This window comes from Parapedobacter soli (assembly GCF_025460835.1).
In the GTDB taxonomy this organism is placed as follows: Bacteria; Bacteroidota; Bacteroidia; order Sphingobacteriales; family Sphingobacteriaceae; genus Parapedobacter; species Parapedobacter soli.
Genome location: NZ_JAMXAY010000071.1, coordinates 1 through 19,281, shown reverse-complemented (window position 1 = coordinate 19,281; position 19,281 = coordinate 1). Strand labels below are relative to the sequence as shown.

Annotated in this window: 11 protein-coding genes and 1 pseudogene; 3 read left to right on the top strand and 9 right to left on the bottom strand. The window is 47.6% G+C overall.

The features are described from left to right. Window positions 1-48 precede the first annotated feature (48 nt). Window positions 49-291, top strand: a pseudogene (locus NGM62_RS19780) (DNA translocase FtsK); the annotation flags it as partial. Between the two features lie 754 nt (window positions 292-1,045). After that, window positions 1,046-1,309, top strand: coding sequence for a DUF1016 N-terminal domain-containing protein (locus NGM62_RS19775; protein ID WP_262250043.1), 264 nt, complete (start codon window positions 1,046-1,048; stop codon window positions 1,307-1,309). A 262-nt stretch (window positions 1,310-1,571) separates the two neighbouring features. On the opposite strand, the gene NGM62_RS19770 is transcribed toward NGM62_RS19775, so the two are convergent. The 9 genes from NGM62_RS19770 to NGM62_RS19730 all read right to left on the bottom strand — a co-directional run bounded on the left by NGM62_RS19770 (window position 1,572) and on the right by NGM62_RS19730 (window position 17,736). Beyond that, window positions 1,572-2,417: a sugar phosphate isomerase/epimerase gene (locus tag NGM62_RS19770; RefSeq protein ID WP_262250042.1), complete on the bottom strand. Its 846-nt coding sequence runs from the start codon at window positions 2,415-2,417 to the stop codon at window positions 1,572-1,574. After that, window positions 2,414-3,232, bottom strand: a complete 819-nt coding sequence (locus NGM62_RS19765; protein WP_262250041.1) for a phytanoyl-CoA dioxygenase family protein — start codon at window positions 3,230-3,232, stop codon at window positions 2,414-2,416. The genes NGM62_RS19770 and NGM62_RS19765 overlap by 4 nt, the downstream gene beginning before the upstream one ends. Window positions 3,233-3,470: 238 nt before the next feature. Beyond that, on the bottom strand, window positions 3,471-5,099 hold the full coding sequence (locus NGM62_RS19760) for a RagB/SusD family nutrient uptake outer membrane protein (protein WP_262250040.1): 1,629 nt from the start codon (window positions 5,097-5,099) through the stop codon (window positions 3,471-3,473). A gap of 159 nt (window positions 5,100-5,258) precedes the next feature. After that, entirely contained in the window at window positions 5,259-8,414 is a 3,156-nt protein-coding gene (locus NGM62_RS19755) for a SusC/RagA family TonB-linked outer membrane protein (RefSeq protein ID WP_262250039.1), read from the bottom strand. A 536-nt stretch (window positions 8,415-8,950) separates the two neighbouring features. Then, on the bottom strand, window positions 8,951-10,633 hold the full coding sequence (locus tag NGM62_RS19750; RefSeq protein WP_262250038.1) for a hypothetical protein: 1,683 nt from the start codon (window positions 10,631-10,633) through the stop codon (window positions 8,951-8,953). Between the two features lie 133 nt (window positions 10,634-10,766). Then, a complete protein-coding gene (locus NGM62_RS19745) occupies window positions 10,767-11,834 on the bottom strand; it encodes a Gfo/Idh/MocA family protein (RefSeq protein ID WP_262250037.1) in 1,068 nt (355 codons plus the stop codon). Window positions 11,835-11,862: 28 nt separating this feature from the next. Then, on the bottom strand, window positions 11,863-13,074 hold the full coding sequence (locus NGM62_RS19740; protein WP_262250036.1) for an MFS transporter: 1,212 nt from the start codon (window positions 13,072-13,074) through the stop codon (window positions 11,863-11,865). An 8-nt stretch (window positions 13,075-13,082) separates the two neighbouring features. Then, on the bottom strand, window positions 13,083-15,767 hold the full coding sequence (locus tag NGM62_RS19735; protein ID WP_262250035.1) for a PQQ-dependent sugar dehydrogenase: 2,685 nt from the start codon (window positions 15,765-15,767) through the stop codon (window positions 13,083-13,085). Between the two features lie 115 nt (window positions 15,768-15,882). Then, a complete protein-coding gene (locus NGM62_RS19730) occupies window positions 15,883-17,736 on the bottom strand; it encodes an alpha-L-rhamnosidase-related protein (RefSeq protein ID WP_262250034.1) in 1,854 nt (617 codons plus the stop codon). 455 nt (window positions 17,737-18,191) lie between these two features. Between NGM62_RS19730 and NGM62_RS19725 the strand changes: the two genes are divergently transcribed. Then, on the top strand, window positions 18,192-19,067 hold the full coding sequence (locus NGM62_RS19725) for an AraC family transcriptional regulator (protein ID WP_262250033.1): 876 nt from the start codon (window positions 18,192-18,194) through the stop codon (window positions 19,065-19,067). The last annotated feature ends 214 nt before the right edge of the window (window positions 19,068-19,281 follow it).

Below are 19,281 nucleotides of genomic sequence, written 5' to 3'. Positions count from 1 at the left end.
AACTGCACGCTTTTTTGATGACTTTGCCATAAATCCTTGCACTTAACTGATTTCGATTTCAATGACCGGGATAGTATGTTTGAGGAGGCGGCGAGGTTAGTAGTTTTGCATCAGCAGGGATCTACCTCATTGATACAACGCAAACTCAAAGTAGGCATGAATCGTTCCGGGCGTATTATTGACCAATTGGAGGCGGCGGGAATAGTCGGGCCGTTTGAAGGTAGCAAGGCGAGGGAAGTGCTGTTTCCGGATGAGTACTCATTAGAGCAGTTTTTGGACGGACTTAATAATGGTGATACCGCAGAAAATATTACCCCTAAAACGGACAGTGTGAAAACGAATGGAGGGGAACCAGTTAAACCCAAGCAAGGTGATAACAAGACTACTTCGTTTAGGACTACAAAATCTAAGCCGGTGACCGCGGCCAAATTCTCCAAAAAAGTTGCCCCGGGCAAAGAAGACAAAAAGATAGCGAAGGTGATCGTTTGGGTCATCATAGTTTTTGTCGGGTTTTTGATTTACTTAACCGGTGGTTGGGATGGGCTATTAAATTGGTTGAAATGACAAATACCCCTTTAGTGCTGCACGAATATCCTCCGTCGGAGGTTTTTCCATGGGCTAGAATAAAAGCAAAGCCCCGAAACGGGGAGAATCGGGGCTTACTAACTAACCAATTATAAACCTAAATTATGAAAAGACGATATAAATTTTTCTAACTGCCTATATAACGCTTGCTGCCCCCGTTTTGTTACAGCGAATTTGTTAAGAGATGTTAAATGTGGGCAATGTGCCGCCAATAAAAGAAACCCGTCTCGTTTAAAACTGCTAATGGCAATACGCTTATTCAGATATGTTGGAGTCGGGCACTGAAGAAATCATGAATCGGTGTTATGGTAAACCACAATAGGATACCTTTACCCCTAGATAATTCATTTTGAGGTTACAACTGCGACCTTATCATTTCACCGACAGGGAAAACAAGGAATATAGCGAACCAACTATATATTAATACCATTGCGATATTTAGTATTGAAACAAAAACCTAATGAAAAGTAATGAAGTTGAATTGACGACACAAGCATCGACCATATTAGACCGTGTGAAGGCGCTCGTCGAAGCTGCGCGCACGCGCGTCGCGTTGTATGTCAACACTGAAACTTCCGTACGCTACTGGAGTATAGGCGAGTACCTGAGCCGGGAGCTTGTCGGTGAAGGGAGGACGGAATATGGCCGTCAAATCCTTGCGACACTGTCGCAAGGATTGACAATGGCATATGGCAAGGGACCAAGGATATTGATTTTGCGGTAATGGTTTCAAGTTTGAAAGAATATGATAAAATCAGCGATGTACTAAATATCAGAGGTTTTAAAAAAGTTGCTGCCCCATGGACATTTTATTCCGAGCAATTTAAAGTAGCCATTGACTTACTTCCCTTCGGTGAAATTGGACTAACACATGAGATATAAAGGCAAAGTATGTGAAATAGTAAGTGAAAAAGAAGTGGAGTGTAACGTGAACTGTGTCACCAATTAAATTATGGACAGATTATGCCAGTCGTGCCAATCAAAGTTCATTTTAAAGAAAATCTTTTATACCGCTTATCCAGTACCTGTCTCATCCAACAATTAATTTCATATTGGTCTCCAATTGGCGTTGTTGTATCCGGAATGTAAGGCATATAAGGATACGGACCAAATTCAGGTGTCATTGTTAACCGTTCCATTCCTGCTGCTTTGTGGTAGCTCACCCACTTATCCCACCAATTAAGGTGATGGTTCAACGCTACTTGATTCTCAGCTGCACGCGGATCCGTTACCTGCGCACCCTGCGTGTGCCCCACCCGGGCATGGATGTGTTTGGCATGCTTTATAGCGAGTTCGACAGCCTCCTGTTGATCCTCCAGGAAACTCTCCGACACACATACCCAATGAGATATATCAAGCGCGAGTTCCAACTGGGGGAAAGCCAATAGGTAGTCTCTTACTACATGCGCAGCATAAGACCATTTATTCCGATGCGTTTCGTGGATGATGGGTATGCCCGACTCGTCGGCGATCCGCTCGCACAATGCGAAACACATTTCCATCTGGCTAGGCGTATAATACTCCCTCCCGGTTTGCGAAACAATGAATTGCGGCTTGGTACTAGCGCTTTGGTATGACAGCAGCGTATAAAGATTACGCTCCAATGCGTCCAAGTAGCTATCGAAATGAGGGCCTTCCTGCAATTCGGCATGAAGCAAGATATACGAAAGGTCGTTATCTTCTAATATCGTAACCATTTCGTCATTATTTGCGATATCACCCAAAGGGAACACCTCTATGCCTACAAAGCCATCGGACTTGACCTGCTTGGCAAAGGGAAGCCAATTGATGTTTTCTGCGCCCCAGCGAGGGCAAAAAAAATCAATCGTCATCGTCTCGTGTAAATCAGAGGATTCTGCTCATCGTTATCAAGCAAGTCTCCCACTTTCAATGTTTTTACGTATTCATCCGGAAGGATATTTGGTGTACCGTTGTAGGTGCTTCCGTCAGGCATATATGCACATGTCATGGCGCGACGAAAACCAGGAGTCATATTGGCGTGTGCCCCATGTATGGTGAGCCCATTGTGAAAAGAACAACTACCTGCTTTCATCACCGCTGCTTTCGAGCGGGTTGCTTTGAATTGGGGGTAAACCTCAAATATACCACCCATATTTTTACCGATCCCCGTATTCTCGAAGGTTGTACGCTTATGCGATCCCGGAATAAAAAACAAACAACCATTCTCCAATGTGGCGTCGTCGAGTGCGACCCAAATTGACAGCGCACGCCGATCGGAAAATGACCAAAAAGGCGTATCTAAATGCCATGACGTCGGATTTGCCCAAGGCCTTTTAATCAACGCTTGATCATGCCAGATCCGGATACCATCCACACCGGCCAATTCGCCCGCCATTTTGCCTATACGCTCATCAATCATCAGCTCGCTTACCGCGTCACTCGTTTGCCAAAGATTCAATAACTGATCGAATACGTTGTTGAAATATGCCGTATCTTCGTTGATACCGTCGTCATTTCCTATTTTAACGTTCTTACCAGGTATTTTTAACCCGTTTCGCTCTTTCATAGCTTGGGTGACAGAGGTGCGCCATTGCTCCAACTCCGCCGTGTTCAAAAAATCATCGATGATTACAAAACCGTTATCTTGGTAAAATCTGATTTGCTCGTTACTTAATGTACTGTTCATATCTAAAATTTGCTTTCGTTATATCATCATAAGATTAAGATCCTTCTGAATCTATACAGTTATTTCTTTTCAATGGCAAATCTGTATCTTCCAAATCCTATCCGATTCTAATAAGGTTAGATATTGCCAGGGCAACACAACGGTAGCCCGCGTATTTGTCGGTATGTTCGTAAGCGAGGGTGCTTCATCTCTTTCGTGATTTTTCACCCAAGCTTTCATTCATGTTGGTTTACCCCATTCACTGGCCATATCCGGGATTCTGTACCAATTTTTGATTCTTGTTCATCTCGTCGCGAGCAATGGGCATGAAATAGCCTTTGTCTTCCCATTTACCGGTAGTAATCTGCACCGGTGTAATCGTTGGGATCGTCGCGGTTGTTCGATCGGGATTAAGCTTATAAACCACATCCACTCCGTGCATAGGCTTGTATGCTTCTTCGGCAATCATCCATCGCCGTACGTCAAAAAAACGATGGTCCTCATAAACAAGCTCAATACGCCTTTCATTTTGATAACGCTTTTTCAGCGCTTCTCCCGATTCGGTGACGTCGGGCATCCCCGCCCTTTTCCTGATCATGTTGATAAATGTACGTGCTTCTGCGTCCTGCCCCAGCCCAATGCAAGCTTCAGCATAGTTGAGAATGACTTCGCCATAGCGGATGTAACGCCACGTCAAGTCGTCGTACTGGTTCACATACATGTCTGTTCTACGGTTTATGTATTTCAACATCGATGTTCCGGTGTTATTATAACCACCAGCATATACCGCACTGTTTCTGCTATCCAGGCCATATTCATACACGATTTTATTCGCTTCTGCATCCCATCTTTCCCAAGTACCTACCTGCAATACGCCTATCGGATCGATATCTGCCAGGTTCGCCTGCCTCGGTCTGAACTTTGCCCCTTCAAACAACAAGGTCGCATACAAACGCGGGTCTCGGTCTTTATAGGGTTCAAGTCGATGTTGGGGATTATCCCATGAAAACTTAGTTCCATCAGCCATCTCGTATGCATCAACGAGTTCGGTGGGCGCACCGTTCAATTCCACACCTCCATACCCATTGGGAAATACGATCCAAAAGTGGGCTCCTTGATTGACCTCCACACTGAAAAAACGAACGAAAATGTCTTCGTCGCTTTCCGCGGAAATAAACAATTCTTCATAATTCTGAGAAGCTTCTTCCGCTGATGCCGGGGCGGGCTTATGCAAATTATATATCCCAAGGTCAATAACCGCTTTTGCCGCATCCTTTGCCGCTTGCCAACGCTCATTCCTATCACCGTGTATATAACCTAAAAGCTCAGGTTGAGAAAAATTCGAAAAGGTTGTGTTGTGTAAATCGCTTGCGGCACGCAAGAGCATTCTTGACTTCAACGCGAGCGCAGCGCCTTTTGTAACGCGGCCATTGTTATTTCCGGTATGTACGAGCGGCAATAGCTCCGCTGCCTGGTCGCAGTCAGCTACTATGAAATCGATACACTCCGCATAGGTATTACGCGCTATTGAAAAATCATCCTCCAGTTTGTAACTATGGCTGATCAAGGGTACCCCTCCGAAATAGCTTACCAACAAATGGTAATACCATGCACGGAAAAATAGCGCTTCGCCCCTTAACCTATCTTTTAATTTGACACCATCGATCAACGCGTTATCATCGGGCAATTTATCCAGGTTTTCTAGAAATTCGTTACAATTCCTTATAGCAGCGTACATACCGTTCCAATCGCCCCACCAGGCATTATCCGGCGTCATCAGCATATTCATCATGTTAAAGTCGTTACCCGCATCGTAGCTTCGCGCTTCATCTACGCGAAGTGAGGTAAGACTAAAATACCATGGATTTTGGCTGTAAATGCGGTTCATGGTCAACTGGATAAGGTTAGGATCCGACCACACGTCAGCTTCTGAAAATTCCGTAGACGGTTTTGTAACCAAAAATCCCTTATCGCAGGAAGATGAAAAAATAAGAGCACATCCTAAGGCAATACTTTTTATATGATTTATTTTCATGATGATTAAATTCTAAAATGTAACTACAAGACCGATGTTTACTGTTTTGTTCAAGGGATACACCTGGCTATTCACCCATAGCGATCCCGGTGCCTCATCCGGTGATTCGGGGTCGAAATCTTCCATTTTCGTAATGGTTAGAATATTCAACCCACTCAGGTAAACGCGCGCCGACTGTAAGCCAAGTTTGTTGGCAATTCCGGGAGAAAAGCTATAACCAAGTTCGATATTCTTCAACCGTATATAATCACTGCTCCTTACGAAATAGGTGTTATTAGGCTCTCCGTCGGTCATCCAATACGCCCCGCCACGCTCCCAAACCCTTGGGTGTTCTGAGCTCGGGTTTTCTGGTGTCCAGCGATCTTTTACAAGGTTATACATGAAGTTCCCTACGCCAGGTCCGCCGGAAAAGGTCCGATAGGCACGTTCGGCGCCAGCCGCACCCTGAAGAAAAATAGTGGCATAAAAGTTTTTGTAATCTAAGTCTAGCGTAAATCCGCCGGTAAACGTGGGAACAGAAGTTTTGTCACTCCGTACGCGATCCAACCCATCTATTTTGCCGTCGTCATTCACATCTTTAAAAATGATATCGCCCGGTCGGGCCCCGCCCAAATGAGGATAATTGTCAACCGCTTGTTGATCCTTGAATACGCCAATCGCCTGATAATACAATTTAGCATTCATCTGCCGACCGGTAGATTGCTGGTAGGCGGGCGCACCGGGAGTTTCATCCCAAAACTGAATACGGTTTTTCGAATAAGCACCATTCATCGAGGTTTGGAAATTCAGCGCACCGATGTGGTTTCGGTATCCCAATTGAATTTCGAATCCTTTATTTACAACCTCTCCAATATTTTCGCGTGGCAAACTTAATCCGGACGATCTCGGTACGGAAGCGTTCCTATAGGCTAAAATATTGGTGCGCAGGTTATAGAAATAGTCGCCACTAACAAAGAATTTAGCCTCCGCAAACTGAGCGTCGAATCCAATATTGGATTGATTGGCCACTTCCCAAGTTACCCCCTGATTGGGGATGCGTAGCGCCCTAAGCGCAGCTTGCGAGACGTTTCCGTTAAACACATAACTGCCATCATAGCCGTATGTAGTTAAATACTGGTATGGGTCAATGCGATCGTTTCCGGTACGACCCCATGAACCCCGCAGCTTGAATTCATTGATGTAAGCTAAATGTTCTTTCCAGAAGTTCTCAGCAGAAATTCGATAACCCAGTGAAATTCCGGGGAAAAAGCCGTATTGTTTCCCTGCCGGATCGAATATATACGAACCATCATACCGCCAAACAAATTCTGCCAAATATTTTTCATCAAAGGCATAGTTAATCCTTCCGAAATAATTTAACCTTCTCACGCCTTTAGATGAGCCACCGTTATCTTTCAACAAATCGCTTCCTAAATCGAGTTCTTGTAATAGGTCACTCGCAAAATTCCTCCTGAACGCCCAAAATCTCATATCATCCCCGCTGATTCTTTCCGCGCCCAGCAACACATTCAGATTATGTAGGTTGAAGTTCTGTTCGTATTTGAGCAGTGCATTGAGTGTAACCGTACCGTTATCATCCATTTCATGCCGAAGGCTAGGATCGGTGTTACCACGTTTAGCGGCAAGCAGAAGTGGTTCGCCGTTGTCGTCGTACGAAGAACGATCCCATGTGTAGAGATACCAGGGTTTTCTGAATTGTTTATAGTTGATAATATTTTTATCGACAGCTGCATTTCCAGTTACAGACAGCCCTTGTATCCAAGGAATATCCACCACCAGTTTCAAGTTGCTCTGCAGCACGTAGGTTTTTGACTTCGTATAGCCCGTTTCATCTGTGACCAGTATCACCGGATTTGCTCCGTATTCAATATCCGGCCCCGGTAGACCGTTAGGCCATCTTGCGGGCAAGGTAGGAAAAGAGCGATTCAATGCCCAAAATATATTCTGTGCCTCGTCTGTGCTCCCCCCGTTAGCCCCACCGCCCGGGTAGTTTCTGTTTTCCTGCCGGCCAACCAAATCAAAACTTAACCGTATGTGATTATTAATCTTGGCATCGAGATTACTTTGAAAGCTAGTTTGCGAATAGTTAAGCGCCCCATCACGATAAATGCCATCGGTAAAATTTGAGCCCAATGCAACGAAATAGCGTATACCTTCCGTACCGCCCGACACCGACAAATTGCCATGACGCTGCGGCGAAAACTCCTTTATAGTTTCTTTAAACCAGTCTGTATTGGGGTATTTCCACGGATCCGAACCATCTCGGTACTTTTGTATATCTTCCTCCGAATAGGGTAATGGGCTATTGGGCCGATACGTAGCGGCGATTTCATTTTGCAATTGGGCATATAGAGGTGCGTCCGCCATCTTGGGTAAAACCGTTGGGGTATTCCATCCTTGGTTTAATGAGAGGTTGACTGTCGGCTTTCCCGTTATGCCTCGTTTGGTAGTCACAAGGATTACCCCGTTTGCAGCCTGTGCACCATATATTGCGGCGGAAGCGTCTTTTAAAACAGAAACGGATTCTATGGTGGCCGGGTCCAACCGTTCGAGGCTACGGCCGGCAATACCGTCGATAACTACGAGCGGAGAGTTATCGCCAAGCGTATTAGCGCCACGGATACGGAGTGTAGAGCCGTCGTTACCTGGTTCCCCGGTGCGTGTAATGGCTACCAATCCCGGCAGCCTGCCTGCCAGAGAATTGGAAACATTGGCTGCCGGACTCTTCACAATCTCTCTCCCCTGGACCGTCGCAACAGAACCTGTTAACGTGGCCTTTTTTTGTGTGCCGTAGCCCACAACCACCACCTCTTGCAATGATAATAGATCTTCTTCCATCGTAATAACTAGATGTTCCTGTTTACCTACCTCGACATCCTGTTTGACGTAGCCGGTGAAAGACAGTTGAAGCAAGGCCCCGATCGGCACTTCGATCGAAAACTGGCCTTGGGCATCAGTTTTCGTCGCATTGCTGGTGCCTATTTCCAAGACACTAGCGCCAGCAATCGGTTGCCCCTTCCCATCCGTTACCACGCCGGAAATCATGTGTTGGTTAAGAAGCTTATATTCGCTGCTTACATCGTTATCACTATACATATCCTTTGCAGAAAGTGAGGTGAGTTCTACTGCAAAAAATGCAGCGATAAAAAGACATAAATACTTGTTCATTCTTGTTTAGTTTTTAATTTGGTCAATACGGTAATTGGTGTTAGTTCACTTGTTTAATGTGCGCTAAAAAGCATGTTGAATTCGGCTCATAAATCTCGAATCTTTATTGTTCGTTACGTTTCAGTTTCTAAATCGATGAGCAAAGTTACATAGGCTGCATGAGCAAAAAAATAACTAAACCAATCATTTATTTGCACTTTTTGATATTTACAATCTTTATTTGGAACATCACTTTGATTAATAATTCATGGGTAATTACCATAAATGCTTACCTGTAAGTAAAATAGACAAAGAGTTGGGTTTTATATCAATATGGTTGGTTACTATAGAGCGCTTAAAAACATACACTATCCGTCAACAAAACATCCGGCCGATCATGTCGCAATTCTTCACCCCCAAAAATCCGATAAAGCCATTTGTGCGAATACCTGCTGCTTAGCCAACGTGCTAATCGCGTCGTAAGCAAACTCAGGTTAATTGAATAACAAATTCGAAAATCACATTCGGTCACGATATTTTTAAAATCAATGCAGCTATCATAAATCTGTTTTGAGCGGTGTTGCCATATCTAATTGGATACGGTTATGGTGTGGCGAGATACGCAATGCATCTTTCCCTTCGCCAGCAGTGAAGGTGCCCCGAAGTGCCCGAAGTTCGTAACGGTGGTTCTCGAATAGTGCACGAACCACGTTGCCATGCACTTCTGTAAACGGTACTTTACTATACTGGGGCACTTCCATGTCGAAGTACCAATCGAGTTGGCTATTTCCCTTCACGCTGACAGTAAGCTGGTCTTCGACAAAGTTTATTTCTAACCGACCCGATACGTTTGTCAACGGCCAAGAAACATCCAGTCTGCCACGTTTCCGGCTTGTGATTTTGGGAACGCCACCTTCCAACAGGACCTCCTTGCCGTCTACTATTGCTTTCAAACGCATCCCAGCTAACCACTCGTCATCGCTCCATAAGTAGCCGTCAATCACGGGCAGTGTGTAGAAATGGCATTCATTGGTCTTTGTTACCCCCGTGGTATAAACGGAAGGGAAATGTTCGTTGAAGAGGTGGATGTCGCGGATGCGCAGCGTACCGTCTTCTTCCCACAGCAGGTTCGTACGATAAAATCGGCTGTTGAACCAAACGGTTTTAAGCTTACTTTCGCCTAGATCGTCATTAACCGTCATCGACGTTGCCGGTGTCACCTCGTAGGTGTCCTTAAACCACTGGCCCGATTCAGCAAGCGTTTGCACTTCCAGCTTCCCTTCGTCGCGCAATTTCGCAATAAGCGGGAACTGGTATTCGAGCCCCTTTGCCATTCCGGCCCACGTAAACGAGTTTTCCTGACCGGCTTGTGTATACGCAAACTCCATGGATTCCCCCTCAATCAATTCGCGGAAAAACCAATCGACCCATGCATCATCGCCGCCACCAAAACTATTAACAGGTTCCAGCGTAATCACACCCTGCCAGTTGTGTCCCACACCCGTATCGTATTGCCGCACGGGGTCGCTGCCCAACATTCTGAAAATGGGCACCGGGGTCTGGTTGGCAACGGTTTGGGCCGGCATGTATGAATTGATTTTGCTGGGGTAGTACGCCTGGTTCCAATACCCACCCCACAAGGTATAACCATCGGTGCCATATTGGTCTTTGCAGTTGGCTGAGGCTACAATGCCATACTTTTCGTAAAAATAGTTAAGTGTATGCGCATCGATAAACCAGGAAGCCACCGATTTAGGATAATAGCCAAACACCGTCTTGAAGTCGGCCATGTACACATCCACCAGCTTTTCCCGTTCTTTTGGCGTATATCCCGTAGAAAAGCCGACATCGGCATGCCAATCCCACGGATAACGACCGCGCCACTCCAAACCGGCTTTTTCTACCAGCGGTTGTGGCAATTCCCACCATGCACCGATTTCGTACCGCTCGGCCGGGAGGCCGCCAAGCAGCTTTTGGTATCGGCTATCCATAAGCGCATCGTATTGCAACAAGAACGTGCCTTTCAGCCCATGCTGATCCATTAACGCCACTTGGCTCTTTACGGTTTCATACAACACTTGTTCGGTGATCCGCGCATCCCGAGGCTCCAAAAGTCGGATGAAATTAACGATGTTCACCATCTTCGGCTTTGGCCGCTCGGTGCTTTGGGTTGGCAAAGATACCAGTCCCAAATAACACCACGCAAGTAACAAAACACCCCACTTAACTGGTACACCCATTTTTTTTAATACAAAATTATTAAACGACATACACGCTACTTTTTTATTCATACCTATAAATCATTAGTGTCTACTAAAGCCTTAGCCAACTGCGATTGGCACAACCTGCGGAATGTATAAGATCCGAAAGCAATCAAAGCATCACCAGCTTGCCTGTTCTTACCGACTCATCGCAGGCAATGGCTATCCGCAAACTGTCGATGGCATGTCGGGTTATTTCTGCCAGGTCTGTATCCTCCCGAACCGCTTTCAGGAAAAACCGTTGCTCACGGTTGCAAAGTGCCTGATGGTCGGGCTCATCTTGCAAGTCGATCCATTCGTCGGGTTTGGTGAATTCATTGTTTCCGTCGATATCGGCATGGTGCAGCCGTAGCGATTCCGTCTTGGTGTGGGCCGATACATTATCGGAGTGGCCGCTCGCGGCGGCTTCCTTCGCCACGATGGAGACCGAGCCTTTGGGACCGATCACATCCTTGATAAAAAAGGCAGTTTCGCTGATCATCGGGCCCCAACCTGCTTCGTACCAGCCCACCGAACCGTCTTCGAATCGGATCTGCAATTGCCCGTAGTTATAGTTGCTCTCGGGGATGTCATCCGTGAGCCGTGCACCGATAGCATTGACCTGCGTGGGCTTGCTACCCGTCATCTGGCACATCACATCGACGTAATGCACCCCGCAGTCCACGATCGGGCTGAGGCTTCCCATCAGGTTGCGGTGCACGTCCCACATCCGCCCCTGGCTCTGCTGGTTCAGGTTCATCCGCATCACCAACGGCTTTCCCAGTCCACCGCTCAGCTCAATGAATTTCTGCCACGACGGATGGTAACGAAGGATGTAGCCCACTACCAGTTTCCGGTCCGCTTGCCTGGCCGCCGCCGCTACACGCTCCGCACCCGCCACCGTCTCGGCCAGCGGCTTCTCGATGAATACATGGCAACCCTTCTCAAACGCGCGTATCGCGTAGCTTTCATGGGTATCGGGGTAGGTAGAGATGCATACCGCATCCGGCTTGGTGGCCTCCAGCGCTTCTTCATATTCATCGAACAGCGCATAACCGCCGCCCAGCCAGTCGTTGAGCCGCTCCTTGCTGGATCCCCGGGAAACCAACCCACAGATTTCAAAACCCTCCATGCCGTGGTAGGCCATGGCGTGCGAAGCACCCATATTGCCGCAACCTACTACAAGAACCCTTACTTTCATGTTATCTTTTTTTTCCGTTGTCATCTTTTTAACGTTCCTCTCCGCTCCCTTTATCCCTGAAGTAGATGCAGAACAGCAGCAGTGCCAATGCTGCGATAGCCGCTGGCACCAGCCATACTCCCCGCCAATCGAACTGGGTAGCGCTTCCTGGTAACACGGCATACTGCGCAGTAATCACTCCAGACAGGTAAGAACCGATAAGCATCCCCAATCCGTACGTCGCAAACGTAATCAATCCCTGCGCAGCATTGCGGATCCGTCCGCTGGCCACCCGATCCACGTAGATCTGGCCGGTGACGAAAAAGAAATCATAGCATACGCCATGGAGCAGGATGCCCGCGTAAATGAAAAGCATCCCACCGCTGCTGTGCGCATCGCCGAAAGCGAACAGCACGTACCGTGCAATCCAGGCTACCATGCCCACGGCCATCATCGCCTTGATCCCGAAACGCCTGAACGCAAACGGGATTACCAATAAAAAAAGGAATTCGGAAAGCTGCCCAAGGGTCATCTTACCGGCAGCGTTTTCGATACCGATATCGTTCAGGAATGGATTTGCAAAACTATAGTAGAATGAAAGGGGGACGCAGATCGCCAAGGCGGAAAGGAAAAAGACCACAAACGGCCGCGCCCGGAACAGCACCAGCGCTTCCAGGCCCAACGCAGCGGCCAATCCGGCCTTTCCGCCCCGAGTGGGCGGCGTATCGGGAAGCGAGAAACCCAGCAACCCCAGGCATGTTGCCGACCCGGAGGCCAGGTAAAACATCACCGGGCTGCTTTCAAACCCACAGAACCCGATCAGCAGGCCCACCGCGATCCAACCCGCTGTGCCAAATACCCGGATCAACGGGAACTCTTTCCCGGCGTCCGCCAATTGTTTGAAGGTAATCGAATTTGACAATGCCATGGTGGGCATATACAGCAATGTATACAGCAGGAGCAACCACCAGAACGAGCCGTATTCCACGGTATTGCCCAATATAAGCAAAACAGCCGCACCCAGCAGGTGCAATACGCCCAGTACGCGCTGCGCGGAGAAATAGCGATCGGCTACCATACCCACAAAAAGTGGTGAAACCACGGCTGCGATGGAAAGGTTCGCATAGGCGGATCCCACCTCAACGGCCCCCACCTTGAAATTCGCTATCAGGTAGGTACCCAGCGTAACATACCACGCCCCCCAGGTGAAATACTGGAGGAACATTACCAACGAAAGCTTAACCTTGGTTATCAGCGGCATACCAAAACCTATCGCTTGTTTGAAAAATAAAACCGGTCCACGTTAAAGAGAGGGTTACCGCGATCGGCGTCATTCCGGAACACCACATACAGACGATCGCGCCTGTATTTCCCGTCAAGCTCAACCGGATAGGCTTTCCAGCCTTCGGATGCACCGGAAAACGAACCCGGAGGGATAGTTACCGAACCGATCAACGGGCCGGTTTCATTCCCTTGGCGTACTTCAATCCGACCGCCCACACCGCTTGCCTGCACGTATACATCGATCCTTGCCACGCCGTTCAGGTCCATATCGTCGAACGCCAGGAAGCTGCCGTCTTTTATCCCCGTGGCATACGACATGAATGCTGTAGTGACCGTAGCGATACTTACGTTGCCATGGTCAAAATCTTCCGCCTGCATTTCGGGATGCCGGAGGACAATGTAATCACGGCCGGTCAATGCCGATATACCATTGGCCCCTCCGTCCAGATAGGTGGCATTCAATAAATATACGCCCTGTTTGCCCCCACCGCTATGGTCAGTGAGCGTTAACGCGCCTGATAGCGGCAGCTTTCCGCTTTCCTTGGCAAGGGAGAGGATATAGCGCACCATTTCTGCTGCATCCTCCCGGGGCAGGTCGGGGTGTGGCGACATCGCCCGCTCGCCCCAATTGCCACTTCCGCCATGGATGATTTTTTCCGTCAGCAACCCCTCGGCCCCGGACTGGCCGGCGTAGCGTTGGGCAATGGCCTGGTAGGTGGGCCCCACGGATTCCTTGTCCAACGCGTGGCACGACCGGCAATCCAGACTGGATAACAGCGCATTGCCGCGCAGGTAACGGTAGCTGGATGCATCACCTCCGCTTGTCAGCACAATGGCCGCATCTTTCCCGTTCGGGATGTAACCGAACGTCAACGAGATGCGATCCGGGTTTACCGGCTCCTCAGCGTCGCTGATTTCCACTTCATAATCGAAATCCACACCGTCCCAATAAAATGTTTGGTTGCTCCCTGTGGTTATACGCACATCCGGTGGCGTGTTGCCAACATAAACATTCCGCGTGGTGCTCCCCCGCCCGCCTTCCGCATCGGTAACTCTCAGCGTGACCTCGTAGGAACCGTTGGACGAAAAGGTATGTGACACTTCTTCCCCGTCGTAGTGTTCACCCTCGATCGTCCACTGGTAGGCCAGCCCTTCATTGCCGTCATGATCCAGCGTGCCTGCGGCCGAAAATCCTACCGTGAACGGTGCGGCGCCGTACTGTCCATCCATGGTGATGGAAGGGATGGGGTTCCGGTTGCCCTCAGCATATTCGATGCGGACCAGCCGCGCGTTGCTATTCTTCGAAAACCAGTTGGTACCGTATTCCAGGAGGTAGATAGCCCCGTCCGGAGCGAATTGCATGTCTACAGGCGCATCGAATTTCCAGTGCGCCAAAAACGGCTCCATCCCCGCGTAATTGCCTGCTTCATCGAAACTCACCGCCATGATCCAGCCCCGTATCCATTCGTAGATAAACAGCTTGCCATCGTAATAATCCGACAGCTTATAGGGCGCCTTTTTAAAGTGTTTGCTATGAAAAACCGGACCCGCCATAGCGGATGCCCCGCCATTCCCCACCAAGGGGAAATACCTGGAGTTGCTTTTACCGTACCAGATCATCGCCGGCTGCGTTGGAGGCAATTCCCTCTGTCCCGTATTGTTCGGCGATTCGTTCAATGGCTTTGCCGGGTCCTTCCCCGGACCCTCCTGTTTCGTTGCGTAGTCGTACTTCGGGAATACATCGTTATTGCCCAGGAAATAGGGCCATCCGAAAAAGCCGGGTTCACGTACCTGGTTGATCTCATCGTAGCTCATCAACTCCCCGTCGGCACCCGTCACCTTCGTATCCGGTCCCACGTCCCCGAAGTAAAGGTAACCCGTTTCGTCATCGATACTGAAACGGTACGGGTTCCGCATACCCATTGCATAGATCTCCGGACGGGCTTTCGGTGTCCCCGGCGGGAAAAGGTTGCCCTCGGGTATGGTATACCCTCCCTGGGGCAGCGGCTTTATGCGTAAGATTTTTCCACGGAGGTCGTTCGTATTGGCCGCCGTGGCCTGGTCATCCGCCAGTTCGCGGCCCGGCCTCTCGTCCACCGGCGTATACCCTTCGGTCTCCTCGGCATTGGTGTTGTCGCCCGTGGATAGGTACAGGTTCTCCTTTGCGTCAAACTTCAGGTAACCCGCCGAATGGCAGCAGTAGATACGCTGGGTGGGTATCTCCAGGATCACCGTTTCCGTTGAACGGTAAAGGCTATCGTTGCGGAACTCGAAACGCGAAAGCCGGTTGACCGCACTGTCGCCCGCTACCGCGTAGTAGAAATACAACCAATGGTTATCTTCATAACCGGGGTCGGCAACCACCCCCAGCACGCCGTCCTCGATACCGCTGAATACTTCGAAGTTGGCAACCGTAAGCAATTCCTTCGAGGCATCTTTGTATAACCTTACTCCGCCCTTGCGCTCTACGAACAGCACGTCATTACCAGGCAAAATAATCATCTCCATCGGCTCATCCAAACCCTCCGCAAGTACGGTACGGGTGTAACGGGTGCTGTCGGGGGTGACTTTGGGCTTGCTTTTTCCGTTGTTTGAGCACGAACATGCAATTGTCAAAACGAATGCAGCTAAGGAGAGGATAGCAGGAGCTTTAAACTCGAACAACGTCATTTTTGTTCACTTAGCGTCAGTGCAGTTACTTCATTTTTACAAGGTGAGTTAGCATACCGACGAAAATCTTTGGAAGGATGCTTTTCATGCCCGATCACTGCGGGTGGGATGCTGATCATACATTTTCATCAATTATTTTCCCATCAAATACAGCTAGTAGAGTAAGGAAATTATCTACCAGAAAGCCTTCATATCCCCAGCACTCCCCATTCCATGATTTCCAATCCTTGGTCTTATCACTGCCCGGGCAATGTCCCTGGAAATCGCCGTTTTTGTAACTTTCCAGCATAGGCATCAAAATCATTTCTGCTTCCCTATTCATACCCAGCTTATAAAGTGCATGAACCGTAAAATAGGCGTAGCAACCTGTTGCACCGCCATTTTCGTAAACCTGAAAGGCTCCATACCCATACCGCTCCTCGATATCTGTGTAATCCTCCTTTGGAATGGGTAATAAATTCCCAGGTAGCCCTAACCTGAAATCCGTAAACCCGACGGTTTTCATTTTATCTAGTATCCGTCTCATGATTGCTGCCGCTTTCTTTTCTTCAATAAGCCCGTAACTGATTGCTACACTGTTTACAAAAACAAAATAGTAGTCATGCAAACGGCCGTCCTCACTTCGCCATCCTGCCAGCACACCGGTTTCCGCGTTATAGAAGTTGTTAAAATAATTCGCTTTAAGATTAGCCGCAAAAGCGCGGAAATACTGATCGTCCGCTGTCTTTTCTAAAAGCTGCGCAAGCTTTGCCAACAATAAACAGGAACGATATGCCAGTGCATTTGAATACGCATCATCGTGTCCGAAACCAATGGTATCCCACCAGTTTGCAGGCCGCTTTACACCATCCCAACTGCCCGAATTGCCGGATAGCCCATACTCTATGATTCCATCCTTATTTCTATCGGTAGCGATCATTTTGGCTGCCCACCCTCGGATATGCTTATAATTTGCCCGACCCCAATCCAAGTCTTTTGTATGTAGCACATAATTGCAGGCGGCCATGATGACAGAAGGCGCAGTATCACAGGAATCATACTCACTTTGCCATCCTCCTGCCGGATTTATATATCCCACCTCACCATAACCTTTCATTCCGCCGAAATATCGGTCTAAGGTATTACGCACCAGATCCATCGCCGACAGCCCTTTCGCCAGTTCCGGGGTATACTGTGCCATTTCTGCATATAAATAGAGCGTAAAGGTACAGGCATCACTGGCAGAATTATTTGCCAGGGAATATATCCGCGGATTCATTTGGAAAATATTAATGAAGTTACGCCTGAATCCATCGAACCGCTTGTCATCACTGATATAATCAAGTTCGGGGTAGATCGCAACCGATTCGAAAAAGTAGGTAAGTTTTTTATGGCGTTCGTCCGCAGCAGGAAAAGAGAGCTTTACAAAAGGATTGCCGGTGTTTCTGTCTGCATCATATGATAGCGTGACGGAAGGATCGTCACAGTATACCCGGAAACTTCCCATGCCCGGAAAATGCAATACGCAGGGAAATTTCATTACATTTTTTTCTTCCATTACCCCTAGAACCGTACAATGGTTTATCTTCTGTGCAAAGGTAATGGTAAACGGCAAAGCATATTCGTTGTTTTCGTTCCAGTGTGTCTGCAACGAAAACGACCGGGGCGATACACTACACTTCCATAAGGGAATATCCGACCGTTTAGTTTTTGAGAAATAGGCGATGTTATCCCGCTCAATACGAGCTTCATAGACGTTATCCTCAGGCGAATCCGTTTCCAGAATGGTGTTGACCGATAGCATACCCTCGCCCAAACTGTCTGTCGAGAAAAAATTAAATATGGGGTAATCCTTTCTTAATTGGATTTTGAAGTACCGAGATTGGAAAACAAAAGTGTCATCCTTTGTAAAAGCAGCTAAGGAGTTCGGTAGTCCAATGGCGATGCCCGCCATTGCCGATTGCTGAATGAAATTTCGTCTGGTTATCATAATTGAATTATTTATCTGAAAATTAATATAAAACTGACCGAACCTGATCGTTACCCAACAGATAGCGCTTCAACATTTCCTTGTTAAAAGCATCATCCACTCAACGTTTATTCGGAGTCAAATTCCGGCAGCCTGCCCGCCAGAGAATTGGAAACATTGGTTACCGGACTCTTCACAATCTCTCTCCCCTGGACAGAATACTTGTTCATTCTTGTTTAGTTTTTAATTTGGTCAATACGTAATTGATGTTAGCTCACTTGTTTAATATGCGCTAAAAAACATGTTGAATCCGGCTCATAAATCCCGACACTTTATTGCTCGTTACGTTTCAATATGCAAATCGATGAACAAAGCTACACAGGTTGCGTGAGCAAAAAAATAACTAAACCAAATATTTATTTGCACTTTTTGATATTTACAGTCTATATTTGGAGAACCAATTTGATTAATAATCCATGGATAATTACCATAAATACCTTCATATAAGTAAAATAGATAAAGAGTGGGGGTTTTATGTCAATACGGTGGGCTATTGCAGAACACCGAAAAACATACACTATCCGTCAGCAACTGAACATCCGGCCGACCATGTCTTTTCCTGGAACAAGGGTCGCATATTAGACGGATATTACGTTGTTTTCATCTCTAGTGGTAGCGGCGTGTTCGAGTCGGCAGAAACAACACCTCAGATCATCGAAGCGGGTACTTGCTTCCTCCTTTACCCGGGTGTGTGGCACCGATACAAGCCTAATCGGAACATTGGTTGGGAAGAATACTGGGTGGGATTCCAGGGTTCATATCCAGCACAAATCATGGAGCAATTCTTTACCCCCAAAAATCCGATTGTAAAAACAGGACTCAACAAAGACCTTTTAGTTGCTTTTACCAATTTATTAGCTGCGGTTTCACAAGCGGAAATGGGGTACAGTCAAATCGTATCCGGCATTACATTGTCTATTTTGGGGTTATTGAACCGAATCAACCTAACCTCCAGCCCAAAAGATGATTCCGAATCGGTCTGGGTTTCACAGGCTGCCTTCATACTGCAAAACAGGTTGTCAGAAAACATCAATATCGAAGCGCTTGTTCAAAAATTCCCGATCAGTTATTCCAAATTCCGGAAGTCGTTCAAGCGGCTTATGGGGAAGTCGCCGAATCAATACCACCTTGATCTACGTCTCGATAAAGCATCGGAATTATTGGGAAACACCCATTTAACCATCAAGGAAATCGGGTATCACACCGGTTTTGAATCGCCGTATTATTTTTCCAGGGTGTTCTCGGCAAAATTCGGCATGTCACCGAAAGCATTCAGAAAAAACGCTATATGAGCTTACCACGGCTCGCAATTTCTTCACAATCTACACGGTTGCAATCGGTTCTCTTAAGCGGGTTGCCTCTGTCCAACTGGATACGGTTAATATCGGTATTTTACATTACCACTTAGCCATGGGAAAAACGGAAACTTTTACTGTAGTTGTAATCTCCCCGAAAATTAGCTAGGGTCTGCTGATAAATTATAACATTTTGATTATTAAATAAATG